The sequence below is a fragment of the Flavobacterium sp. 2755 genome (assembly GCF_031455715.1).
Taxonomy (GTDB): domain Bacteria; phylum Bacteroidota; class Bacteroidia; order Flavobacteriales; family Flavobacteriaceae; genus Flavobacterium.
In genome coordinates, this window is sequence record NZ_JAVDTG010000002.1 from 281379 (window position 1) to 306005 (window position 24627).

Genomic DNA, 24627 nt, shown 5'->3' on the forward strand with positions numbered 1-24627 from the left:
TTTACTATTTAAATTTTACAGTCAAACCAAATGCAACACTTCTGGTACGAGGATAAATTCCTTTATCGCCTCCAAAATTATCATTAGGGTCACCACTTCCGCTTACATTCAATTCAGGATCAACACCTGTGTAATCTGTAATTAGCAGTAAATTGCTTCCTGTAAGAGAAAGTCGAACAGAGTCTACATATTTATCTGTAAAACGGAAAGTATATCCAGCAGTAACGTTCTCTAAACGAACGAATGAACCATCTTCTAACCATGCATCAGATCCGTATGGAGAAGAAAAAATTCCTTTATCACGAGCGCTTTCCAAAACATTTGAACTACCAGTGTTTTCCAGCATACTTAACCTTTGATTAAGGTTGTTGTAAATTTTGTTTCCTCCAGAACCTCTCCACAACATAGAAGCGTCAAAGTTTTTGTATCTGTAAGACGGGTTAAACGCAAAAGTGTAAGTTGGCAATGCTGAACCTGCATAGTAACGATCTGGGCTTGTGGCTCCCTGATCAATTTTACCATCTCCATTTTGATCCTTAACTGTTTCAACACCATTTGAATTTGTACCGGTACTTTCTAAAATATAGAATGAACCAATTGGCTTTCCTTTTACCAATAAAGAGTTTGGTGCTCCCCAATTTACAAAGTCCGTATTTAAAGGAATACCATTAATACTGCCACTTAAATTAAGCACTTCATTTTTCATAAAAGAAACGTTTCCAGCTAATGTCAATGTACTGTTATTAGTTCTGATAACATCGTATGCAAGTGCCACTTCTAAACCCTTGTTAGAAATGCTTCCAACGTTTGCTTTAATTTTATTATAAGGATAAGGAGGCTGAGGTACAGTATAATCAAATAAAAGATTATCTGTTGTAGAATCGTAAACATCAACACTACCTCTTAATCTATTATCTAAAAGAGCAAAATCAAGTCCAATATTAGTTTGTCTTTTAGTTTCCCATTTCAAGTCAGCATTTGCATTTTGAGAAATACCAAAATTGGTAATGATAGATCCTCCAAAATAAATATTTCCTGCGCTGTCTACTAATGGTAATGACGTTTGCGGATAAAGACCTTGTTGATTACCAGTTTCACCATAACCTACACGTAATTTTAATTCGCTAAATAGATTTTGATTCAACATGAATGACTCTTTGTTAATTTGCCATGCAACAGATGCTGAAGGGAAATTTCCCCATTTGTTGTTTACACCAAATACAGATGAACCATCACGTCTGATACTTGCTGTAAGTAAATAACGATCTAATAAAGAGTAGTTTAATCTTCCTAAATAAGAAACTAACGATCTGTCATTTTTATAAGATCTGATATCTCCGGCTCTAACTTTAGATAAATCACCAAACTGAAGTGCATTGTAAGTAGCTTCATCACTTATAAAACCTCTTGCCTGAGTATAATTACCCTGATAAGTCTGACTTTGCCATTCGTATAAAGCCAATGCATTAAAAGTGTGGATTCCTAACGTTTTTTTATAGCTAAGGCTAACATTGGTTAATTTTTCATTTTGTCTTGCGTTGTCAATGTTTGCAAAACCGTGCTGTTCCACTGCATACGCTTCTGTAGATTCTGCCGGCATATAATATCCTATAGTTCTGTTGGTTTTTCTCCAGCTTCCAAACCAGTTTGCTGTAAAACCTTTACCTAACTCTAAATCAGCTTTTAAACTTCCAAATAAATTATCATCTTGTCTTTCATTTGTAACCGTTTGTGCAGCAGCATAAGGATTTAAATAATGAAAAACAGTTCCATCTGTAAAATAAGTTCCATCAGTATTGTAAACAGGATCTGTTGGTCTTGCCAATAATGCATTTGTAATTAAGTTTGATGTATAAGCAACTGTACCAATACTTCCAATACTGCTTGTTGTATTGTTTATTCCTGAGTTTAAGTTAAAAGTCAATTTTAATTTGTCATCAAGAGCCAATTGTGTAGCCTGAATGCGTCCAATATATTTTTGATTGCTAGAATTGATTACAACTCCATCTTGCATAATAGCTGTTATAGAAGCTCTGTAATTGAATTTATCCGTTCCTCCGCCAAATGACAATGTATGCGTCTGTGTAATTCCCGTTTCAGTCAAAAGACCGTACCAATTTGTATTTGAACCGTGATTTGAAGATGCCGGAACACCATACTTTTGAGCAGTTTCCCACCATTGGTTAGCATCAAGCATGTCTAATTTCTTTGGAATAAAATCAACAGATGTTGAACCAATGTATTCAATCGTAGTTTTTCCAGCTTTGTTTTTCTTAGTTGTTACAATGATAACTCCAGGTGCTCCTCTAGAACCATAAACAGCCGTAGCCGAAGCATCTTTTAAAACATCGATACTTTCAATTTCACTTGGAGGAACTTGATTTAATAAATCCATGTTTCCCTGAATTCCATCCACAACAACCAAAGGATCATTTCCTCCAATTAAAGAAGAAATTCCACGAATACGAACGCTTGGTCCTGAACCCGGCTCACTTCCGATTTGAGTGATATTTACACCGGCAGCTTTTCCTGCAATTAATTGTAAAGGATTAACAATGGCTCCCTGATTCATGTCTTTTGCAGCAATTGAAGAAACTGCTCCGGTTACATCTTTTTTTATTGCAGTTCCATATCCCACTACAACAATTTCCTGTAAGTCAGTTGCATCTGGAAAAAGCTGAATGTTTATTACGTTTTGGTTTGCGGTTACTTTTTTCTCTTTGTATCCTACAAATGATACAATAATTACAGATTGAGTGCTTTCGACAGTAATTTTATATTTACCGTCAAAATCAGTAACCATTCCGTTTTTTGTACCTTCTTCAAGAACAGAAGCTCCGGGTAAAGGCAAACCATTTTCATCGGTAATTACACCAGAAACAGTTTGTTTTTGAAATTCGATTACCTGTGTTCTAAGCTCTGGTTTTTTAAGGATAATCTGCGTATCTCTGATTTTAAATTCAGTTGGAGTTCCTTTAAAAATTCTATCTAAAACCACATATATCGACTGATCTTTTACAGAAATAGAAACCGTACGATCTAAGTCGATATCGTTCAGTTTATAAATAAATCTGAAATCTGTTTTTTGTTCAATGGTCTCAATAACCTTCTCGATTGTTGAATTGTTTAATTCCAGGGTAACTTTTGTTTTTTGGGCATAAGTATTCCCTCTAATATTAAACATGGCGACCAAAATAAGTAGTGTAGTTAGTTTCAATTTTAGGTCATTTTGGAACAATGAGTATAGGAACCCATTATTCTTAGATTTTTTTTTCATAATTTTGTTAATTGATTGTAGTTAATTCGTTATATTCAATCACTTAGTTAATCGGAAATTGTTCGCAGCTCTTTCCGATTTTTTTATTTCTGTAATTTTAGTTCTTCATAAATTTTCATTGGTTTTAGTGGTTATTTAATTAGTATTTGATCGTTTTTTATGGTGTAATTAATACCATGAATGTCGTTGAAATAGCTCATCACTTTATCAATAGATTCGTCGCTGAAACTTGCATTGAATTTTTCGTTAGCCAGTTTTTCATTTTTATTTACAATAGTAACATTGTAGCGTCTTTCCAGTTTTGTAATAATATTTTTGAAAGTCATATTTCTAAACGTCAGTCCGCCGTTTATCCATGAAGTATAGATATCTGTAATAACCGCTTTAGTCGAAATTTTAGCATTTTCTTTATTAAAGCTTCCTTTAAATCCAGGTTTCAGAATAGTGTTTTTTAAAGCATCAAATTCTTCATTTGACTGATACATCCCAACTGAACCTTCAACTAAAACAACATCAGTCGCAGCATCTTCAGGATAATTTGAAACGTTGAAATGTGTTCCCAAAACTTGAACATTCAATTCGTCAGCATTTACAATGAAAGGGTGTTTTTTATCTTTTGCAACATCAAAAAATGCTTCTCCATCAAGAAATACTTGCCTGCTTTCTCCAGCGATAAATTTTACAGGATATTTTAAAGTCGTTCCCGCATTTAGGTGAACCATAGTTCCATCTGATAATTGAAGACGGAATTTTTTACCATATGGAATTTTAATCGTGTTGTAAACTAATTTTTCTGGATCTAAACTGTTTTCATAAGCAATTTTATCTCCGCTTTGATTTCCAACAATATTTCCTTTAGCATCTTTTATTTGTGCCGAATTATGCTCTGATAAAATCTGTGTTTCGCCATTTTCTAATTGAAGCACAATGTCAGAACTTTTAAAATCGAATTTTTGTTCGACAACTTTGTTTGAAATATGTTGTTTGTAAAAGAAACCAATTCCAAGTAAAACAATTACAGAAGCAGCAATCGAAATATATTTTCTGAAATTTGATCTTCTCTCTGGCATTTCAATTACGGATTCTTCTTCTTTTGATGCTGATAAGATATTCATGAAAATATCATCGGCTGTTTGTTTGTCCATTTTCGGCATTTCACCAAGAAGATTTTGAATTTCTTCTATCGTTGGAAAATCATCCGTAAGTTGATTTTTTTTATAATAAGCAACCACCTCGTTTATTTCTTCGGGCGTGCATTGGTTTAAAACAAACTTTTGTAAAAGACTTTTTATTTCAGAATTTGAATTCATTACGAATTGTTTTTAGAGGGTGTTCTGAATATAATACAGCCGAAAACGATTTCAGTACTACTCAAACGTTGTAAATTTTTAAATTTTAACATTTAAAAAGATGAAATTTACCGTAAGTTGTTGATTTATAAGTTGTTTAAAAATGAAGTTTTTTTGTAAAAATTAAATGGAATGCGGTTTTTGCCCACAGATTTAGCGGATGAAACAGGTTTACACAGGTTTTTTAACGCTGCAATAAACAACAAACAGCGGAAATCTGTTTAAATCTGTCAAATCTGCGTGCCATTAGAATAAAAAAAATCACCCGGAAAGAGTGATTTAATTGGTTAAAAATTGGTTTTGGTTAGATAATCTCGTCATGAACCTGAAAAAAGACCCGCATTGATTCTAATGCTTTACTCATTTGATTCCGGACAGTATTTATAGAGATGCCGAGTTCCTGACTAATTTCTTCGTAACTCATGCCTTTCTTTCGTGACATTTTAAAAATCTGTTTCCGCTTTGGCGGTAATTGTTTCATTGCTTGTTTTTGAAGTTTTTTACAGTCTTCTTCCCGAATGGAATAATCTCCGTATTCATGCGATTTCTGACTTTCATAAAAAACAGCTTCCTTCAAAACCAAATCATTTGCGGCTTTATTCAAAGTGTTAAAAGCTTGATTTCGGGCAATGGTAAAAATATATGCTTTAAAAGATTGCTCTGTGTTGAGGTTTTCGCGATGCTGCCAGACTTTCATAAAAACATCCTGTACATTTTCTTCGGCAGCTTCTTTTGATTTTAATAAACTAATGCTGTAGCCATAAATATCCTGATAATACAAATCAAAAAGGGAACGAAAAGCTTTTTCGCTGCCATTTTTTAATTCGCTTACCAATAATTTGTCGCTATAGTCTTTGGCTTCCAACATTAAATTAATTAGTTTGTATTTAAATCTAATTATATTACGATACTATCAAAATCGATACTCTAATGCGTTGAGTGGTTAGCAAATATATAAAAATATTATTCGCAGCAAATAATGGTAAAATAAACTTAATTCGGTTTTTTGTGATTTATTCTATGCGAAATCTCAGTAAACACGGCAGTAAAATGCTTTTTATCAAGTTGATGGCTTTTTGGCTAAAATTTTAAAAATTAACTATATTGAACCCTGTTTTTTGAGAATATTCTTATTTGATAATGGTTTGAATGAAAAGTATGAAATGCGAATTTGTAAAGAAAATCCTTTTATCTTTTTTTGAGAAAGACAAAAGGATTATTGAAAATTGAATTTATTCTAAGATGTAAAATTAAATTTTGTGCGATTAGTTTTTCAAATCTTTAATTACTTTAAAAGCAACATCAACCTGATCTTCTCCAACAAGAATTGTAAATTCATTTGAAGTCGAAATTACCTCATTTATAATAATTCCTTCCCAAGCCAAACGTTGGAAAATGAAGTAATAAATACCAGGAACAACGATGTTTTCTTTTGGTAATTTTACCGTAATAGAAGCAAGGTTATCTAATTTCTGAATTAATTTTTCTCTCATAAAGTGTTTCTCCACTAAATGATTTACACTGCTGCTTACCACAATATTCGTTTCGTTTACACCACGAGATGAGGTATAGAAAATATCAGATAAAGCATTGATATCAGAAATTAAATCAGCTTGTTTGTTTAATACAGTTTCAGAAGCTGCAAAAGTGTAATCTGTCAGCTCAGATCTAACTGTAATCTCGCCAATATTCTTGATTACCTTATTGATTTTATGGTTTAATTTAAAATCTAATTCTTCAGTCAATCTCTTCAGCGACATTACAACAGCGCCCTGTTTTACTTCTTTGCCAAATTCATTTTCCAACTCGGTCATAATGTTCCGAGAAAGAGAAGTCAGGTTAATAATCCCGAGAGACAAAGCGTTTAAGAGAAATGGTTTCGTTTTGATGTAATTTTCGACGATGGAAGAAACGGTTTTCATAGTTTTTTTTTCTTTTTTTTTGTAACTTAATTGGTGTGGTTTAGTTAATTTGATGTTATAAATCTATGCAAATATAAATAAAAAAACAATTTGTTACAATTATAACAAGAAAAAATTATGTTAAAAATGATAAAATGCATCAGTAAGATGTTCAATTGCAAATGATTCCCCGTTTTTATGGATCGCAACGATGTCAAAACGAATATTTAAATCTTCGTTAAAATCCTTTTCCCTATAGTTTATGTAGGCATTTACTGCTTTTATTAGAAGTTGAATTTTTTTTGGTTTTACAAAATCCTGCGGAGAACCAAAATCTAAACTCGATCTTGTCTTCACTTCGACGATTGCCAAGACATCATTTTTTTGAGCAATAATATCTATTTCGGCTTTTTGAAAAACCCAGTTTCGGTCTAAAATTTCGTAACCATTTTGCTCAAGATATTCCACGGCAAGTTCTTCTCCTTTTTTACCGAGCTCATTGTGTTCCGCCATGTTTTTTGAATTATATAATATTAAAAGTAACTATCAAATTAATTATTTGATAATTTATTTCTTTGTAAAGGTTGAATTCCAAGAATTTTGTTTTCAGTATCAAAAATTACTTTTATAATAGATAATGGTACTTCATTTAGTTCATTATTATATTTGTACTGTACCATTAAGTAGGTTTCTCCTGTTAGTGTAGTTTGAAATCCTCTAGAAAAGGGGATGAGTTTATTTTCGAAATTAATTGATTTTTGTAATCCTATTAATTGATTATCGGTTATATTTTTTAAAACTATTTCAGATAAAAATAATTTTGACTCGCTAATATTGTTCTGTTTTAGTTTTGAAATAAAATTTTCAAAATTTTGATTTGCAATAGATATAACATTTTCATCGAACTTTGGTTCGATTTTTTTCTTAATGTTTCTTACGTAAAGTCTAATCTTGTGAGTTGGATTTGTTGTTGCAAACCCCTCTTTCTTGTAGTAATTTGAAATAGTAGTATACATTTCGATTTCTAAGCTGTCACTAGGGCTCCAACTATCGTTTCTTTTTAATCCCTTATTGGTATCTATTTCCTTGAAATTATCTAAATTTCCTTCACTTTTGCTTTCTCCATATTTATTATTCAAAGTCTTTAAAAGCGTTTTATATTTTTCAATTAAAGCTTTATTGAACTTTTCAGGTTTAACATTATTATCCTTCTTCTCAAAATTATTAACGTCCCATTCATAAAGAATTTCATTAATGATAGAATCTTTTTTGCTGAAAAAATATTGAACTAATAAATCAGGGATGTTTTTTTCTTTTCTTTTGTAAATTAGTGGTTGAGCAGAATCATCAAGGCTTATATAATTTTGATTTGTGTCAAATAATTCGCTTTTTAAATTCTTCTCAATAGTTATAAAATAATCTATTTTCTTCCCTTGAATTTCAGTGAAAATTTCTTGAGAAAAAATTAGATTGGAGGAAGAAATTAGAAGAAGAAAGATGATTGTTTTTCCCATTCGGATATTTTTAAGGCATATATTTTTTAAAATTTACTACTTCGTTTGAAAAGTAACCGTACTTCCAGATGCATTAACATCAATAGAAATCGTACTTCCCATAACTAAAGCGCGATTATCCTGAATATGCCCAGCTGGAAAATTAAAAATTACCGGAATATTATATTTTTTAGTAACATCGTCAATAATTTCTAATGCATTTTTCCCCCACGGAACTTCATTGTCTTTCATTTTGGTCATTCCGCCAATGATAATTCCTTTAAGGTTTTCGATACAGCCGTTACGTCTTAAATTCATCATCATACGATCAATATGATATAGATATTCATCTAAATCTTCAATAAACAAGATTTTATCTTTACAATCAATTGCCGAAGGAGAACCTAATAAACTGTATAATATAGAAAGGTTTCCTCCCACTAATTCACCCGTTGCTTTACCAAAACGGTTCATACTGCTCGGTTCAATAGAATAGGAAAGAGGCTCCCCAAATAAACTCGATTTCATTGAACTAATAGCCGCCGGAGTAGCACGCGGAATCGTAACCGGCATAACACCATGAATAGATTTATAACCCATCGTGTTTAAGTGATTGTGCAAAACCGTAACATCGCTAAAGCCGATAACCCATTTTGGATGTTGTTTGAATTTTGTAAAATCCAGCAGATCTAACATTCTAACAGTTCCGTAACCGCCTCGAACGCACCAAATCGCTTTTATATTCGGATTATCCAATTGCTTTTGAAAATCGGCAGCACGCTGTTCATCTGTTCCGGCCAATTGATGATAATCTAATCCAATTGAACTTCCAACAACAGCTTCCAGACCCCAGCTTTTAAGTAAATCTATAGTTGGTTTTAAGTTGTCGTCGATATTTTTTCTGGCTGTTGCCAAAAGTGCTACGGTATCTCCTTTTTGTAAATAAGGTGGTGTTATCATGATTTGTTGGGATTGACAGGTAAATGATTGTAAAGCAAAAATAAGAAATGCCAGTTTACAAACTGTAAAGTGTTTCTTTATGTATTGTAATGGTTTTAGTTTCATAATTTCTTTTGCTTAATTATATGTTTTTTATATTCTAACCTTTATATTTTTTTTGAAGCTCCTCTAAGATAATCATTAAACCTTTATCTGCTTCTTGAGATTGTACATTCGAAAAAATAATAAATGCTTTGTTTATTGATTTACAAATATACACTTTGGTTAAAAAAGTTCCCGGACTTCCGTTATGAAAAGAATATTTCAAATGACTTTTTTCATTTATTTCAGAATTCCATCCAAAAGAAAATTCAGGTAAATCATAATGCATTAAATCAAAATCTTCGACAGTTAGTACTTTAGATTTTCCTAATAAACCCTGAAGCTGCATTTGTGTAAATTTACAATAATCAGGCAAACTAACATTTATATTTCCTGCAGATGAAAGCCAGTTTAATTTGTAATTCAACGCAGGTTTCTCCGGTTTTAAATCCTCGCCATGTCCCCAAGGCTGATTTGAATCTTTTAAATTTGGCTGACCAAAATCAAAATCAATTTTCAAATCACGGCCTAATTCTTTAACCAGAGTTTCATAACTTTTTCCAGTTGCTTTCTCCAGCATAAGTCCCGCCGCCACATAACTCGGATTTGACCAATAAATATCTTGCTTTTCTAAAATAGTATTTTGTTTAAAAAACCATTTGATAAATTCATATCGCTGCTGTTGATCGTTTCCTTTTATTTCTTTTTGAGTTGGAGTTTCATTCCCATAAGACCAAATACTAAGATTGGCTCGAAATGTCAGGAAATCTTTTAATGTATAATTATAAGTTTCCGGATTACTACTTGATTTTAATTCGGGATATAAATCGAAAAATTTAGTATCCCATTTTATTTTTCCTTCTTTAACTAAAATTGTGGCAATATAACTCGTTACTGTTTTTGTAATCGAACCTAAGCGAAATCTATCTGATAAATCAGCTTTTATATTTGTATTAATTCTTTTGTTTCCCAAAGCGGCTATTTCTAAAATAGAATCAGAAGAAACTACTGCGTAAGCAATTTCCGGAATTCTATATTTTATCCTAATGCTGTCAACAAATCTGGTATTTTTTTGTGCAAAGCAAAAATTAGAGAGAATAAATAGAATTAGAAATAAAAGATTTTTTTTCATTTTTTAGAGAAGGGATTGAGTCAGCAAGTTACACTACAAATTGAATATAAAAAAGTAAAAATGAAATTAAATATTTAGAAATTTCCTACAAATTAATTAAATTTTATAATTTCGGATTTTTTTAATTTACTAAGTTATGCGCCATATTTTTAATTATCTGCTTCTTCTTTGTTTTATTATTTCAAACGCACAATCTAAAAGATATGTAATTCATACCACAGCTTTTTACAATTTCGAAAACCTCTTTGATATTAATGATGATCCAAATACAAATGACGATGAATGGACGCCAAATGGAGCGCAGCATTGGACAAAAGAAAAATACGATCAAAAACTAAAAAATCTTTCCAAAGTAATTTCTGAAATAGGAACACCTGAAAATTCTAATGCGCCAACTTTATTAGGCTGTTCTGAAATTGAAAATCGAGGCGTTCTTGAAGATTTAATTAAACAAGAAAAAATCAGGGATTTTGATTACGGGATTATCCATTTTGATTCTCCAGATCAACGCGGAATTGATGTTGCGCTTTTGTATCAAAAGAAATATTTCAGGCCGACTTCTTATGCTAATATTCCGTTGTTGATTTACAAAAACAAACCCATTATTCAGGAAGATAAAAATGAAGATTTAGGTGATGTTGAAATTAAAATAGATACTAAAAATAGGGTTTTTACCAGAGATCAGCTTTTAGTAACAGGTTTTTTAGACAATGAAGAAATACACATTATTGTCAATCACTGGCCATCGAGATCTGGCGGAGAAAAAGCCAGCAGTCCTTTTCGTGAAGCAGCAGGAAGATTAAATCGAAAAATTATAGATTCTCTTCAGCAGATAAACCCAACGGCAAAAGTTATTACAATGGGAGATTTAAACGACGGACCTTTTAACAAAAGTGTAAAAACCGAATTGGGGGCAAAAGCAAAAAAAGCAGACGTTCCTGAATTCGGTGTCTATAATCCATTCGAAGAAATGGCAGAAAGAGGAATGGGAACTTTAGCGTTTAGAGATTCCTGGGATATTTTTGACCAAATCATAATGACCAAATCTTTTATTGAACCAGATTTTTCAAGTTTTAAATTCTGGAAAGCAGGGATTTTTAATAAGCCGTATCTTATTCAAACTTCAGGTAAGTACAAAGGATATCCGTTAAGAAATACTTTAACCGAAGCAGGATTTAGTGATCATTTTCCGGTTTATGTTTATTTAATACGAGAGATAAAATAAATCACAGTTTACAGTCTGAATACTGCGACTGAGACTGTTTACTGAATACTTTTCACTACCTTAGCTTTTCATAAATTCTGAAAAAAAAATGGCTATAGCAAAACCATTCAATCTAACAAAATGGATTGAAGATAACCGACACTTATTAAAACCACCAGTTGGAAATAAAAATCTATATGTTGATTCAGGCGATTATATTGTAATGATTGTTGCCGGACCAAATGCACGAAAAGATTATCATTATAACGAAACTGAAGAACTTTTTTATCAATTAGAAGGAAGTATAAAAGTTGTAATTCAGGAAGACGGTGAACGTAAAGAGATGGAATTAAATGCCGGAGATATGTATTTACACCCTGCTAAAATTCCGCATTCTCCAGTTCGTTCAGAAAGCTCAATAGGATTGGTTATTGAGCGTAAACGTGCCGGTAAAGGTTATACAGACGGTTTACTTTGGCATTGTGATAATTGCAATCACAAACTTTATGAAGTGTATTTTGAACTGCATAATATCGAAAAAGACTTTCTTCCTCATTTCGAACATTTCTACAATTCAGAAGAATTAAGAACTTGCGATAAATGTGGAACCGTAATGGAAACTGATCCTAGATTTACAGCTAAGAAATAATTTATTAATCTCAAGTACGAATATTAAACCCGACAGATTTTAAACCTGTCGGGTTTATTTTTGTGTTAAAGAAAAATTTATTGTATCATTTTTGATATATATTTGTATCAAATATAATATTTAAAAGAATCAATTATGATACAAGAAATTATCGCATATAAGAAAATTATAGATAATATTGAGTCTTTAATGGACAAATCACCTTATAAAAAGAACTACATTATTGAAAAAGTAGGTATTCCAAGCCCAACGTTTTATAGAAAATTGAAAACACAATCATTTACTCCAGATGAAGTACTTTCAATTGCTAAGATTCTTTCTCCAGAAGAAAATTTTAGATTACGATTAAAGACTGAAATAGAAAATGCTAAGCGCGAATATGAAGAAGGGAATTACATGACGCATGAAGAAATGCTACTTGAGTTAAAAAGTAAAAATATAATTTAAAAATTTAAAATTGTTAAGGGTTTTTGTCGATTGTCATGAAATTCAATTAAGTGAATAACATCTCGATTTAAAATGTAATAAAGAGAAATGTTTTTTGTGACTAATATTTCATTGCATTCTAAATCATGTCTAAATTTTCCTAAATGAGGATTTATTGTAACTAAATCAATAATGTGTAAAACCTCTTTTACAAATTTTTGTGCAATTTCATTACTTCGAAATTGTGTTAGATAATTCCTTGTTGTATAAAATGTATAAGTTGCCCTTGAAGACCAAACAATTTTCATTAATAAAAAAAATTATTTGGCTAAAATATAAAAATTAACTTACAAATATTTCTTTTTACAACTCAAATTTTTTCCCTTGTTCAGGATAAATAATCTTCAATCCTAAATCATTTTGACTTTTCAACTGCTCTTTAATTTTAGCAATATTTTTAGCAGGTGGTTTTAAATGGGTAATAATGATTTTGAAATTCATCAAAGAACCTTTTCCCGCTAATTCTTCTAAAACATGAAGTTCAGTCATTAAATGATTTGGTGTTAAGTGTCCAAATAAAAATTTGTCCGGTTGCTCATTCGGGAAAGAAACTTCAATTAAAATACCTTTCAATTGTTTGCTTTGAACCAAAGGCGCAATTGCTGCCCACAGAGCTTTTAATTTATCGCTTTTTTCAACAGAATCAGGTCCCGTGTCTCCTAAATAAAGAACATAATTATCTTCATTTTTAATTAAAAATGCAGTACTCTCAAACGGATTTACATGGCTTAAAGGAAAAGCTTTAACGGTCATTTTTGTATTTGAAAGAGGAGTTTCTTCGCCTAAATTTAAAGTTTGAAAATGATATTTTTTTAAAGGAAAACCAACTCCTTTGTCTCCAAAATTAGCCCAGGTTTGATCGTTGAAATAATGGTTTTCCATCATTTCCATACATTTTTCAGTTGCATAAACCGTTTTAGATGAATCGGCAGGAGAATTTATAATTAATCCCGAAACGTGATCTAAATGCGCATGCGAAATTAAATACCCTTTTATATATTTTCGTAAAACTTCACTTGTAGAAACTTTGAAGACTTTGTTTTCAATTGCTTTTTCAATTCCGGCATTTATTGTTCCGGCATCCAGACAAACAAAATCTTTTGTGTTTGCTGGTGCTATTAAATAAGCCGAAAGATTTTTCTCGTCAATTCCGCCTTTTATTCCTAAAGGAACAATCTGAAAAGAAGATTTCTGTTCTTTTTGAGAAAAAGCATTAAATGAAATTAAGACAAAACAAAGCAAAAGCCGACTGAAATTGGTCATATTTATAATTTTAGAAATGCAAATTTCATCAAATTTACCGAATAAATCAGGATCGCTTTGCGTTAATACTTGTAAAATAACGCTAAATTTACTTTGTCTTTAATAGTTCAATATCATTTGAAATTAATTCTAAAATAATATCTTTACATAAAAATATAACAATTTTAACTAAAAAAGTTACAATGACAACAATAGCATCACAATTTGGCATGAATGAAGCTTTGGAAAAACTAGGAATTAAACTAGTTAACGAAGGAACTTCAACTGGAGTAGAGAATTTTTCATCGGGAGAAATTTTAGATAGTTTTTCACCTGTAGACGGAAAATTAATTGCATCTGTAAAAACTTCAACACTTGAAGATTATGAAAAAGTAATGCGTTCTGCAACTGAGGCATTCAAAACTTTCAGATTAATTCCTGCACCGCAGCGTGGAGAAATCGTGCGCCAGTTTGGAGAAAAATTACGTCAAAATAAAGAAGCTCTTGGTAAATTGGTTTCTTATGAAATGGGAAAATCATTGCAGGAAGGTTACGGAGAAGTTCAGGAAATGATTGATATCTGTGATTTTGCCGTTGGTTTATCTCGTCAGTTACATGGATTGACAATGCATTCAGAAAGACCAGGGCACAGGATGTATGAGCAATATCATTCATTAGGAGTTGTTGGAATCATTTCGGCATTTAATTTTCCGGTTGCAGTTTGGTCTTGGAATACGGCTTTGGCTTGGATTTCAGGAGATGTGTGCGTTTGGAAACCTTCTGAAAAAACACCTCTTTGCGGAATTGCCTGCCAAAATATTATTGCTCAGGTTATCAAAGAAAATAATCTTCCGGAAGGAATTTCTTGTTTGATAAACGGTGATTATAAAATAGGAGAGTTGTTGACAAAAGATACTCGTATTCCTTTAATTTCCGCAACAGGTTCTACCAGAATGGGGAAAATTGTAGCACAAACCGTTGCTGGAAGATTAGGTAAATCGCTATTAGAATTAGGAGGAAATAATTCAATTATTGTGACTCCTGATGCCGATATTAAAATGACCGTTATTGGAGCTGTTTTTGGAGCTGTAGGAACTGCAGGTCAGCGTTGTACATCAACTAGAAGATTGATTATTCACGAAAATATTTATGATAAAGTAAAAGATGCTTTAGTAGCAGCTTACAAACAATTAAGGATCGGAAATCCGCTTGACGAAAAAAATCATGTTGGACCGCTTATCGATACACATGCTGTAGAACAATATGCTATAGCCTTAAATAAAGTAGTTGCTGAAGGTGGAAAAATTTTGGTTGAAGGTGGAGTTCTTTCGGGTGAAGGTTACGAAAGCGGCTGTTACGTAAAACCTGCAATTGCTGAAGCTGAAAACTCTTTTGCTATTGTACAGCACGAAACTTTTGCTCCGGTTTTATATTTGATTAAATATTCTGGTGATGTTGATAATGCAATCGAACTTCAAAATGGAGTTGCACAAGGATTATCTTCTGCAATTATGACCAACAATTTACGTGAAGCAGAAAGATTTTTATCTGTAACAGGTTCAGATTGTGGAATTGCGAATGTAAACATCGGAACTTCGGGAGCTGAAATTGGCGGTGCTTTTGGTGGTGAAAAAGAAACCGGCGGTGGACGTGAATCTGGTTCTGATGCCTGGAAAATCTACATGAGACGTCAAACAAATACGATTAATTATACAACGAATCTTCCTTTGGCACAAGGAATTAAATTTGATTTGTAATTAAATCTCTTTTAAATATAAAAAAAAGGCTTCCAAATTTCGGAAGCCTTTAGTTTTTTAAATTATTATCAGGGTTTATTTTTTAATAATAGTTTGGTTAAACGAATCCTCAGCAGTATAAATTTTTGCTAAGTAAGTTCCCGTTGAAAGCTGACTGATATCAATAGTTTCAGTTCCTTTTTGAACAGTTTTTACCAATACTCCAGAAATATTATAGATCAAAACTTTTTCTACTTTTTGGTTTGGATCTGTTAAATATAAAATGTTTGAAGCCGGATTAGGATAAATAAATACTTTTTCAATTTCTGTATCGGCAGGAGCTTCTATTTTTGCCATACGAAGCGTTCCGCCGCTGTAAACCGTACTCATATAAAATAAGTTCGAAGTATCTTTTTTCGTAATAGTATGATTTCCTGAAGCCAATGAAACTGTTACAATTCCGTTTGAAGCTACTTTGTCAACATTGTCAACTTTTATTGTTGCCGAAGCTTCTACAAAAACAAGCGTTAAAGTACTCGCCTGACTTGTAGTAAATGAAATATTGGTAGAAGATTCAATTTTTAAACATTGCGTTAAAGTCAAACCATTGTAGGTCACGGTACCTTTAGTAGTCGAAAGGTTTCCTGTAATTGCATAAAAGGTGCTTGTTTTTCCAGAAGTTGTAAAATTGTGAATTTCGCTTCCAGACGAACCTGTATTTACCGTAATTGTTCCAGATCCTGTTGCTGCAGTTCCTGTTCCTGTCGTTGTAATTGAATACGAAACTGTTGCAGTTGGAGTTCCCGAAATAGTTATTGTTTTGGCCGATGTATTTTTTACAAAAGTTAATCCAGAACTTGGTAATCCGGTTACGGTTGCATCAGTTGCGGTTCCTCCCCAGGTAAATACGATCGGGTTAATAGCAGTTCCGCTGGTTATGGTTTGGCTGTTATTATTTGTAGATGTTAAAGTTTGAGTTCCTGTTGCATTTACAGTAATAGTTCCAGATCCAGTTGCAGGAGATCCTGCTGTTCCTGTTGTAGCAATTGAATAATTTACGGTTGCAGTTGGCGTTCCAGAAATTGTGATTGTTTTAGCTGAAGTATTTTTTACAAAAGTCAATCCAGAAGCTGGTAAGCCAGTCACAGCAGCATCAGTTGCGTCTCCTCCCCAGGTAAACACAATTGTTCCAATAGCAGTTCCACTCGTAACGGTTTGATTGTTATTTGAGGTTGAAGTTAAAGTTTGATTTCCAGCAGGAGGATTTGTTCCGTCCTGAACATAAACTAAATTCGTTTGATAATTTGTCAAAGCCGATTTCAATCCTGTATTTACTGCATCGGCAGTATCGTCAACGGCATTGTTAAATGTCCATTGTAAATCACCACCAGATACACGCCCTGCATATTGCATAACATTTGTTCTTGCAGTTTCCGGACTGTCAGGCGTATAAGAATACATTACACTTGAGTTGGTATCAAAATTATTATACGTTTTAGCGCCTTTTTTTGATGTAATACTACTGCTGATAGTTTCGTTTCTGGTCGATGCTACATAAGCATCAAATTCAACTGGATAGGTTGAAGAATTGTACCCTACAAAACGAGTTTGTCCGCTCATTGTATTGTTAAAAGCTTTAATGGTTCCGCCGTCTTCGCTTGAAAAAGTTCCCTCGGCACCATTGTAAACATCAGTTCCCTGCATTGAAGTCAACATTGGGTATTTACAATTTCTAAAATAATTAGCTTCTACAAAAACAGAAGAGCCTAAAGTTGATCCAACTCCGTATTTCGAATTTCCATCATAGTAGTTGTTGTAAACGTGAGCAGAATAATAACGCACACGCGGATGACGAGAATCAGAGTGATCGTACCAGTTGTGGTGATATGTAATATATAAACCTGCAGTAGTTCCTTCGCTTAATCCTAAAAGATTACTTTTTCCTGAATCCCAAAAGTGATTGTATGAAAAGGTAATGTAAGTAGATTTTTTACAGTCTAAAGCTCCGTCCCCTTTTACCTGGTCGGCATCACTTCCGGCATTTCCGTAAAAGAAATCACAGTTGTGAACCCAAACGTAATCATTATCCTGCTGTAAACCAATATTATCACCTTCGCCGCTGTCGCAGTTCATTGTTCCAATATTTCGAATTTCGATATTTGATGCATTTTTTACTCTTATTCCCCAGCCATCAGCAACAGCATCATTTCCTATTCCTTCAAGAGTAAGATAAGCCGAAGCATTTTTGCTGTTTTCAATAACAATATCACCGCTCATCATATATGATAAATCGGTAATCTGTCCAACCAAACGAATGATTACAGGTCTTAACTCTTTACCCTTTTTGTATCCGTCAAGAATGGTTTGTAATCCAACGCAAGGATTTGTTGTTGCTCCGGTTACATTAAGCGAAACAGTGTTTTTAGTCTGCTCTGTTACGTAGATAATTACTGCATTACTTTTTGGAGTTCCATCTGCATTATAGGCACCTGGAACGCGGGAATTAGCAAAAGCAAATCCGGCTCTATCGTGTGCTTTAACGGTTAATGAACTTGTTGTGGTACCAGTTCCTTCAACACCAGAAATAACGGGTTTGATTTTTACAGTATAAGATCCGGCTTTTAAACCCGGAATATCGGCACGAAAATAACTTCCATAGCTTCTAATAAGCTGGTTGTCAATTTTTTTGTCAACAATTCCTTCACCTGTATAATACACATTATAAGTTTGGGCATTGCTTACAGGCTGCCATTTTACAAAAACGGATTCTAGCCATCCGCTGGCTTCATTAATTTGCTGTGACCAAGTTTGGACAGCAATAAAAAACATAGCTAAAAAAAGTAGGTTTTTTTTCATAATTGTTTAAGTTAGACATTAATAAAAGTTTTTGTGGTTTTTGTGATTCTCGATTGCAATTAAAATTGTAATCGATTACACGAAATTATACAAAATTTTGATATTCTTATTTATTTTGTCTTAAAAAAACATATATGTAAAATTTATAGACAATATTTTAGTTAAAATGTAATTTATTGCATTAATTGTAATTTATTACATGTTAAAATATTTTAAGTAAATGCCTAGTTTTATTGATGTTTTAAAGAAGTAAAGAAGAACATATTTTCTGAATTTGCATTTTTACAACTTTTAAAGTCATTTTTGTTAAAAATTATTTTTTGTAAGAAAAAGAATCTTTTTTGATTAATTTGTATTTTAGACTTTTAAACTGATTATTAGAATATGGAGCATAAAAAAAGCCTTTTTGAATCTCAAAAAGGCTTTTTTAATTATGTGGACAAAGAAGATTTTTAGTTCTTATTTGTTACTTGCTAGTTTAGATAATAATCTTAAAAATTCAATATACAACCAAACTAATGTAACCATTAATCCCATTGCTCCATACCATTCCATGAATTTTGGCATTCTTTGTTGTGCCCCTTTTTCTATTAGATCAAAGTCTAAAAATAAATTTAAAGCAGCTATAATGATAACAAATACACTGATTCCAATACTCATCATAGAATTTCCATAATGAACAGGCGTGAAATTAAAAATCAAAGAAGCAAGCCATGAAAATAGATAATAAGTTGCAATAGCAAAAGTAGCAGCAATTACAACTGATTTGAATTGTTCTGTAACCTTTACGATTTTAAATTTATATAAACCTAAACAAACTAAGAAGGTAACCAATGTGGCTCCAACGGCGTTTATTACTATTCCAGGATACATAGCTTCAAAAATAGCTGAGATTCCTCCAATGAATAATCCCTCAAATAAGGCATAACCCGGAGCAAGATACGGTGACAAATGTGGTTTAAATGCAGAAACTAAAACAAGAACAAATCCAACAATTGCACCTCCAATAGCAGGAAGCATAATGTTTATTCCGTTAAAAGCCATCCACCATGTTACCATAGCAGCGCCGCATAATATTAAAAATAAAATAGCTGTTTTATTAATCGTACCAGACAAAGTCATTTCCTGATTGTAATCAATAATCTTTGCTTCGTGTACTTCTTCAGCTCTTGAAACAGCATTTGATGAAAAACGCTTGTTACTTAAAAAAGGATTTTTTGAATTGAAGGCCATAGTTTTTATGCTTTTAGTGAACCCAAATATATGGAGTTTTTTCGAAGTCTGTAATTTAACTTTAAATTTTTAACATGAAATTTTCTTTTGAAAACTGCTGTAAAACAAAAAATCCACCAAAAGAAACTTGATGGATTTGTATATTTTTTAATCTGAATTTTTAGTTCAATAAATCTAAAACTAATGAAGGGAATAAACCTAAAGCAATATTTAAACCGATTGAAATAATTGCAACCGCATAAATAAGGAATGGTTTTCCTGTACGTTCTTCATTTGGTTCTTTAGAATACATAGCCAAAATTAATTTGAAATAATATCCAACACTTATAATAGAGTTAATTACTGCAACAATTACAATGGCAACGTATCCAGCATGAAGTGCCTGATCAAACAAGAATAATTTTGCAAAGAATCCTGAGAAAATCGGAATACCGGCCATAGACAATAATGAACCAGTCAAGATTGCAGCCAATAACGGATTTGTTTTTCCTAAACCGTGAAAGTTTGTGATATCTTCGTTATCCTGATTTTTACATACATATAAAATAACGCTGAATGCAGCAATACCGGCTAAAGCGTAAGCAGCAGTGTAGTACAATAAAACTCCTGCAGAAGTTGCAATAGTTAAGAATGTAATTAACATGAAACCTGCGTGAGAGATTCCAGAGAATGCCAGCATACGTTTTACATTTACCTGACGTAAAGCCATAATATTTCCAACGGTCATAGAAGCAATTGAAATTACAAGAATGATATTTTCAAATGTTCCTAAAAGATCCTGATTTTCTAGAGATGGAATTAAATTCAATCCTGAAACTAATTTAAATAATGTTGCAATTGCTATTACTTTTGCCAAAGTACTCATTAAAGCAGTTGTTAAAGCTGGAGAACCTTCGTAAACGTCTGGTGCCCAAAAGTGAAAAGGTACAGCAGCAATTTTAAAGAACATTCCAATTGTCATTAAAATCATTCCGATAGGAAACCAGATCGGTAACTCAGCAGATAAAGAACTTTCGTGAATTTCTGCAATATCAAAAGTTCCCATAGCTCCGTAAATCAAACAAATTCCGAATAAGATAATTCCAGATGCGAAAGATCCCATTAAGAAATATTTCATACCTGCTTCATTACTTTTAATATTCAAACGATCGCTCGCTGCAAGAACATATAATGCAATAGATAAAATTTCGATTCCAAGGAAAAACATCGCTAAGTTTCCAAAAGAAACCATAGCAACACCTCCAGCCAATAAAAATACTTTTATAGCAATGTAATCAGAAATTTTTGTCTGGTGATTTTCGTAAAAATTATGGCTTAATGCTACAAGGAAAATAGTTAAAATAATAAACAATGATGAAAAAGCAGTCGAGAATTTACTCACCGTAATCATGTTATTGTAATAACTTGCTGTTGTTCCAAATTCGTAAAAGTTTAGTGCCAAAACTCCCAATAAACCTAAAATGGTAAACGGAACGATGCCTTTTCTAAAATTTAGAATTTCAAACAATAGGCAGAAAATACCCAATCCTGTTATAGCTATTAATGTATTCATTTTTGTTTTTTTGATTTAGGAAATCTAAAACGCCCTAATTTATTTTATTTAAAATATATTTTTATTTTTTAATGTTTAACTTTTTAAGTTTCGGAAAATCTGAAATCAAAAATCGTTAATCATTATTCTAAAATCTTAGTTTTTATTGATAACGTTTAAAATCGTTTCTAAACTTGGAGTGATCAAATCTGTAATTGGTTTTGGATAAAATCCAAAGAAAATCAAAACAGCAATAATCGCAACTAAAGAAATTCCTTCGTTAACAGAAACATCTGCAAATGTTTTTGAATTTGTTTCGCCCAACATTACGTTTTGGAACATTTTCAACATATAGTAAGCTCCTAAAATAATAGTTGTTCCGCCTAAAACGGCAAACCAGATATTAATTTGAGAAAGGCTGTATAATACTGTAAACTCTCCAACAAAATTAAATGTAGTTGGTAAAGCAACAGAAGCCAAAACCAAAATTAAAAACATTGAAGTGAATTTTGGAGATTGTGTACGGATTCCGCCTAATTCACTAATATTTCTGGTTTCAAATCTTCTGTAGATAATTTCTGCAGCGTAGAATAATCCAACAACCACAAAACCGTGAGCGATCATTTGTAAAACTGCTCCACGGAAACCGTCAAGAGTTAATGTGTAAGATCCCGCAGCAATTAATCCAACGTGAGCAAGAGATGAATAAGCTAATAATTTCTTTAAATCTTTTTGTCTTAAAGCAACGATTGAACCGTAGATAACACCTGCAATTCCTAAAGCAATAAAAATATTCATGTATTCTTTTGCAGCAAGAGGTGCAATTGGCAATTGCCAGCGAATAACACTATATAATCCCATTTTTAACATGATACCAGATAAAAGCATTGTTCCAACAGTCGGTGCTTTTTGGTATACATTTGCTTGCCATGTATGGAAAGGAATAATAGGAATTTTGATTGCATAAGCTAAGAAGAAAGCAAGGAAAATCCAAAGCTGTTCGCAAGCAGATAATTGTACTTTGTATAAATCTTCAATTAAGAAAGAACCTGCTTTTTGGTATAAATAGATAAAAGCAGTTAACATAAATAATGAACCCGCAAGTGTGTAAATAAAGAATTTAACCACTGCTTTTCTGCGTTCTTCAGCATCTCCGTTACCCCAAATAAGAGCAATAAAGTAAATAGGAATAAGAGCTAACTCCCAGAAAATATAATATAAAAGACCATCTGCAGCAAGGAAAGTTCCTGTCATAGCAAATGCCATAAATAAAATCAGAGCATAAAAAGCTTTTGAGTTTTTATATTCATTCCCGAAAGAAGAGAATATAATAATTGGAGTTAAAGCCGTTGTCAATAAAAGCATGGCAAGACCTAAACCGTCAGCATTTAGCGCAAATGAAATTTTAGGCTGATTGATCCATGCATTAATAAGGCTGATATTTTCTCCAGCATTAAAATGGTTTAACAATACAACCGAACAGCCTAAAGCTGCCAAACTAAAGAACAAAGCTACTTTTGAAGCGAGTTTGTCACCAACGAAATAGGTGATAAATGCACCAACTAAAAGAATAATTAATATAAGAGAAACGTTCATAGTTATAAAATTATTGAGCTAAAAATATATAAGAAACAATGGCACAAAGACCTATAACGAAAGCAAAAAGATATAATCCAATGCTTCCAGTCTGTAGTTTTTTACCTTGAAAAGCTAATTCATTCGTTATTTTTCCTAATCCGAAAACAAGTGCAGATAAGCCGGTTTCAACTTTGTCTCTAAAAAATCTTGATAATATGTTTATAGGACGAACAAATACGAAATCGTAAATTTCATCTACATAATATTTGTCATATAAAAGTCTGTTCAAACCGATAATTTTATCATCAGATTCAGGAACATTATCTTGTTTAAAGTATTTTACGTAAGCAATTAAAATTCCTAATAATCCACCTAAAACAGCAACTCCCATTAAAGTATATTCTGTTGCACCTAAATGATGTTCTTCGCCAGCTACTTTTGTGAAAAGAGGTGCTAAATATTCATTTAACCAACTGTTTCCAGGTAAACTGATTAATCCTCCAAAAGTTGCTAAAAGAGCTAAAATCATTAAAGGGAACGTAATTAAACCGTCACTTTCGTGTAAATGATGTTTTTGTTCTTCAGTTCCTCTAAAATCTTTAAAGAAAGTTAAGAACATCAATCTAAACATATAGAAAGCCGTCATGATTGAAGCAATAGATCCAACAACATATAATGGAATACTGTGGTGGAAAGCTGTCAATAAAATTTCATCTTTTGAGAAGAAACCTGAGAAAAATGGAACTCCTGAAATTGCCAATGAAGAAATTAACATTGTCCAGAAAGTAATTGGCATTGCTTTACGCAATCCACCCATTTTACGCATATCCTGTTCTCCGTGTAAACCGTGAATTACAGAACCAGATCCTAAGAATAAACAAGCTTTGAAGAAAGCGTGTGTGATAACGTGGAAAACAGCTACTTCATAAGCTCCAAATCCTAATGCTAAGAACATTAATCCTAATTGAGAAACTGTAGAATAAGCTAATACTTTTTTAATGTCAGTCTGAACTAAACCAATTGTAGCAGCAACTAATGAAGTTATTGCTCCAACAATTGCAATTATAGTTTGTACATCCGGTGCTAAATCAAAAACAAAGTTCAATCTTGTTACCATGAAAATACCAGCTGTTACCATCGTAGCAGCGTGGATTAATGCAGAAACAGGAGTTGGTCCTGCCATCGCATCTGGTAACCAAGTGTACAACGGAATTTGAGCAGATTTACCACAAGCTCCAATAAACAAACATAAAGCTGCTAAAGAAAGTAATGGTAAATTTAAGTTTGTCGCTCCTGCGATTGCCGTTTTTAAAGTTGCATAATCTAATGTTGAGAACATTGAACCAATAATGAACATACCAATTAAAAGACCTAAATCTCCAATTCTGTTCATGATGAAAGCCTTTTTTGCAGCATCGTTATAATCCTGATTTTTATGCCAGAATCCGATTAGTAAATAAGAGCAAAGTCCAACACCTTCCCAACCGATAAATAAAACTAATAAGTTGCTTCCAATTACAAGCGTAATCATAAAGAAAACGAACAGATTCAAATACGCAAAAAACTTGTGCATATTCTCATCATCATGCATGTAACTGATAGAGTATAAGTGAATCAAAGATCCAATTCCGGTTACGAACAATAACCAAAGAACAGATAACTGATCTAATAAAAATCCAAGGTTGATTTTTAGATTACTAATTTGAATCCAGTCAAATAAAGTAACTTCAATTCCTTTTCCGGTTGAAGTTATTTGATTAAAAAGAACAAGAGTAACTATAAAAGAAACAGCCACGGCAGCAGTTCCGATAATTCCGGAAACTGTTTTCCCTAAGCTTTTTCCAAAGAAAACATTGATTAAAAATCCTAAAAAAGGAGCTAAAACTAAAACTAAAGCTAAATTGGTATCCATTTCTATT

General features: G+C 32.3%; 18 protein-coding genes. 4 read left to right on the top strand and 14 right to left on the bottom strand.

Annotation, left to right across the window (positions count from 1 at the left end; translation table 11 throughout):
* Window positions 1-4: 4 nt before the first annotated feature.
* From J2Y38_RS04990 to J2Y38_RS05025, 8 genes are all read right to left on the bottom strand, one after another.
* Window positions 5-3217 (bottom strand): TonB-dependent receptor, encoded by a 3213-nt coding sequence (locus J2Y38_RS04990; protein WP_309840141.1) that lies wholly within the window; start codon window positions 3215-3217, stop codon window positions 5-7.
* Between the two features lie 191 nt (window positions 3218-3408).
* On the bottom strand, window positions 3409-4587 hold the full coding sequence (locus J2Y38_RS04995; protein ID WP_309840143.1) for a FecR domain-containing protein: 1179 nt from the start codon (window positions 4585-4587) through the stop codon (window positions 3409-3411).
* A 343-nt stretch (window positions 4588-4930) separates the two neighbouring features.
* Window positions 4931-5494, bottom strand: a complete 564-nt coding sequence (locus J2Y38_RS05000) for an RNA polymerase sigma factor (RefSeq protein ID WP_073413377.1) — start codon at window positions 5492-5494, stop codon at window positions 4931-4933.
* 397 nt (window positions 5495-5891) lie between these two features.
* On the bottom strand, window positions 5892-6548 hold the full coding sequence (locus J2Y38_RS05005) for a hypothetical protein (protein ID WP_012023298.1): 657 nt from the start codon (window positions 6546-6548) through the stop codon (window positions 5892-5894).
* 120 nt (window positions 6549-6668) lie between these two features.
* Complete coding sequence (locus J2Y38_RS05010; RefSeq protein ID WP_073483786.1) at window positions 6669-7040, bottom strand: YraN family protein; 372 nt, start codon at window positions 7038-7040, stop codon at window positions 6669-6671.
* 38 nt (window positions 7041-7078) lie between these two features.
* A complete protein-coding gene (locus J2Y38_RS05015; RefSeq protein ID WP_309840152.1) occupies window positions 7079-8041 on the bottom strand; it encodes a hypothetical protein in 963 nt (320 codons plus the stop codon).
* A gap of 36 nt (window positions 8042-8077) precedes the next feature.
* The gene (locus tag J2Y38_RS05020; protein ID WP_309840154.1) at window positions 8078-8980 is read right to left on the bottom strand and encodes an LD-carboxypeptidase; all 903 of its coding nucleotides are present in this window, start codon (window positions 8978-8980) and stop codon (window positions 8078-8080) included.
* Window positions 8981-9119: 139 nt separating this feature from the next.
* On the bottom strand, window positions 9120-10193 hold the full coding sequence (locus tag J2Y38_RS05025; RefSeq protein ID WP_309840156.1) for a serine hydrolase domain-containing protein: 1074 nt from the start codon (window positions 10191-10193) through the stop codon (window positions 9120-9122).
* Window positions 10194-10329: 136 nt separating this feature from the next.
* Here J2Y38_RS05025 and J2Y38_RS05030 point away from each other — a divergent pair, with 136 nt between their 5' ends.
* The 3 genes from J2Y38_RS05030 to J2Y38_RS05040 all read left to right on the top strand — a co-directional run bounded on the left by J2Y38_RS05030 (window position 10330) and on the right by J2Y38_RS05040 (window position 12493).
* Window positions 10330-11418, top strand: a complete 1089-nt coding sequence (locus J2Y38_RS05030; protein WP_309840158.1) for an endonuclease/exonuclease/phosphatase family protein — start codon at window positions 10330-10332, stop codon at window positions 11416-11418.
* Between the two features lie 88 nt (window positions 11419-11506).
* Window positions 11507-12046, top strand: a complete 540-nt coding sequence (locus tag J2Y38_RS05035) for a 3-hydroxyanthranilate 3,4-dioxygenase (protein ID WP_309840160.1) — start codon at window positions 11507-11509, stop codon at window positions 12044-12046.
* Between the two features lie 135 nt (window positions 12047-12181).
* Window positions 12182-12493, top strand: coding sequence for a hypothetical protein (locus tag J2Y38_RS05040; protein WP_309840162.1), 312 nt, complete (start codon window positions 12182-12184; stop codon window positions 12491-12493).
* Between the two features lie 342 nt (window positions 12494-12835).
* Here the strand turns inward: J2Y38_RS05040 and J2Y38_RS05045 are convergent, their stop codons facing one another.
* Window positions 12836-13795, bottom strand: coding sequence for a 3',5'-cyclic-nucleotide phosphodiesterase (locus J2Y38_RS05045; protein ID WP_309840163.1), 960 nt, complete (start codon window positions 13793-13795; stop codon window positions 12836-12838).
* A gap of 182 nt (window positions 13796-13977) precedes the next feature.
* On the opposite strand from J2Y38_RS05045, the gene J2Y38_RS05050 reads away from it, so the two are divergent.
* Entirely contained in the window at window positions 13978-15531 is a 1554-nt protein-coding gene (locus J2Y38_RS05050; protein ID WP_309840165.1) for an aldehyde dehydrogenase family protein, read from the top strand.
* 75 nt (window positions 15532-15606) lie between these two features.
* On the opposite strand, the gene J2Y38_RS05055 is transcribed toward J2Y38_RS05050, so the two are convergent.
* The 5 genes from J2Y38_RS05055 to nuoL all read right to left on the bottom strand — a co-directional run bounded on the left by J2Y38_RS05055 (window position 15607) and on the right by nuoL (window position 24620).
* Complete coding sequence (locus J2Y38_RS05055) at window positions 15607-18366, bottom strand: T9SS type A sorting domain-containing protein (RefSeq protein ID WP_309840166.1); 2760 nt, start codon at window positions 18364-18366, stop codon at window positions 15607-15609.
* Between the two features lie 459 nt (window positions 18367-18825).
* Complete coding sequence (locus J2Y38_RS05060) at window positions 18826-19599, bottom strand: Bax inhibitor-1/YccA family protein (protein ID WP_309840168.1); 774 nt, start codon at window positions 19597-19599, stop codon at window positions 18826-18828.
* A gap of 160 nt (window positions 19600-19759) precedes the next feature.
* Window positions 19760-21151, bottom strand: coding sequence for an NADH-quinone oxidoreductase subunit N (locus J2Y38_RS05065; RefSeq protein ID WP_309840171.1), 1392 nt, complete (start codon window positions 21149-21151; stop codon window positions 19760-19762).
* 135 nt (window positions 21152-21286) lie between these two features.
* On the bottom strand, window positions 21287-22726 hold the full coding sequence (locus J2Y38_RS05070) for an NADH-quinone oxidoreductase subunit M (RefSeq protein ID WP_309840173.1): 1440 nt from the start codon (window positions 22724-22726) through the stop codon (window positions 21287-21289).
* A 10-nt stretch (window positions 22727-22736) separates the two neighbouring features.
* Window positions 22737-24620, bottom strand: a complete 1884-nt coding sequence (gene nuoL, locus J2Y38_RS05075) for an NADH-quinone oxidoreductase subunit L (RefSeq protein ID WP_309840175.1) — start codon at window positions 24618-24620, stop codon at window positions 22737-22739.
* Between the last annotated feature and the right edge of the window lie 7 nt (window positions 24621-24627).

Excerpts from the sequence above, each read along its gene's own strand:
- J2Y38_RS04995 (WP_309840143.1), bottom strand. The coding sequence starts at position 4,587 with ATGAATTCAAATTCTGAAATAAAAAGTCTTTTACAAAAGTTTGTTTTA.
- J2Y38_RS05000 (WP_073413377.1), bottom strand. The coding sequence starts at position 5,494 with ATGTTGGAAGCCAAAGACTATAGCGACAAATTATTGGTAAGCGAATTA.
- J2Y38_RS05005 (WP_012023298.1), bottom strand. The coding sequence starts at position 6,548 with ATGAAAACCGTTTCTTCCATCGTCGAAAATTACATCAAAACGAAACCA.
- J2Y38_RS05010 (WP_073483786.1), bottom strand. The coding sequence starts at position 7,040 with ATGGCGGAACACAATGAGCTCGGTAAAAAAGGAGAAGAACTTGCCGTG.
- J2Y38_RS05015 (WP_309840152.1), bottom strand. The coding sequence starts at position 8,041 with ATGGGAAAAACAATCATCTTTCTTCTTCTAATTTCTTCCTCCAATCTA.
- J2Y38_RS05020 (WP_309840154.1), bottom strand. The coding sequence starts at position 8,980 with ATGATAACACCACCTTATTTACAAAAAGGAGATACCGTAGCACTTTTG.
- J2Y38_RS05025 (WP_309840156.1), bottom strand. The coding sequence starts at position 10,193 with ATGAAAAAAAATCTTTTATTTCTAATTCTATTTATTCTCTCTAATTTT.
- J2Y38_RS05030 (WP_309840158.1), top strand. The coding sequence starts at position 10,330 with ATGCGCCATATTTTTAATTATCTGCTTCTTCTTTGTTTTATTATTTCA.
- J2Y38_RS05035 (WP_309840160.1), top strand. The coding sequence starts at position 11,507 with ATGGCTATAGCAAAACCATTCAATCTAACAAAATGGATTGAAGATAAC.
- J2Y38_RS05040 (WP_309840162.1), top strand. The coding sequence starts at position 12,182 with ATGATACAAGAAATTATCGCATATAAGAAAATTATAGATAATATTGAG.
- J2Y38_RS05045 (WP_309840163.1), bottom strand. The coding sequence starts at position 13,795 with ATGACCAATTTCAGTCGGCTTTTGCTTTGTTTTGTCTTAATTTCATTT.
- J2Y38_RS05050 (WP_309840165.1), top strand. The coding sequence starts at position 13,978 with ATGACAACAATAGCATCACAATTTGGCATGAATGAAGCTTTGGAAAAA.
- J2Y38_RS05055 (WP_309840166.1), bottom strand. The coding sequence starts at position 18,366 with ATGAAAAAAAACCTACTTTTTTTAGCTATGTTTTTTATTGCTGTCCAA.
- J2Y38_RS05060 (WP_309840168.1), bottom strand. The coding sequence starts at position 19,599 with ATGGCCTTCAATTCAAAAAATCCTTTTTTAAGTAACAAGCGTTTTTCA.
- J2Y38_RS05065 (WP_309840171.1), bottom strand. The coding sequence starts at position 21,151 with ATGAATACATTAATAGCTATAACAGGATTGGGTATTTTCTGCCTATTG.
- J2Y38_RS05070 (WP_309840173.1), bottom strand. The coding sequence starts at position 22,726 with ATGAACGTTTCTCTTATATTAATTATTCTTTTAGTTGGTGCATTTATC.
- nuoL (WP_309840175.1), bottom strand. The coding sequence starts at position 24,620 with ATGGATACCAATTTAGCTTTAGTTTTAGTTTTAGCTCCTTTTTTAGGA.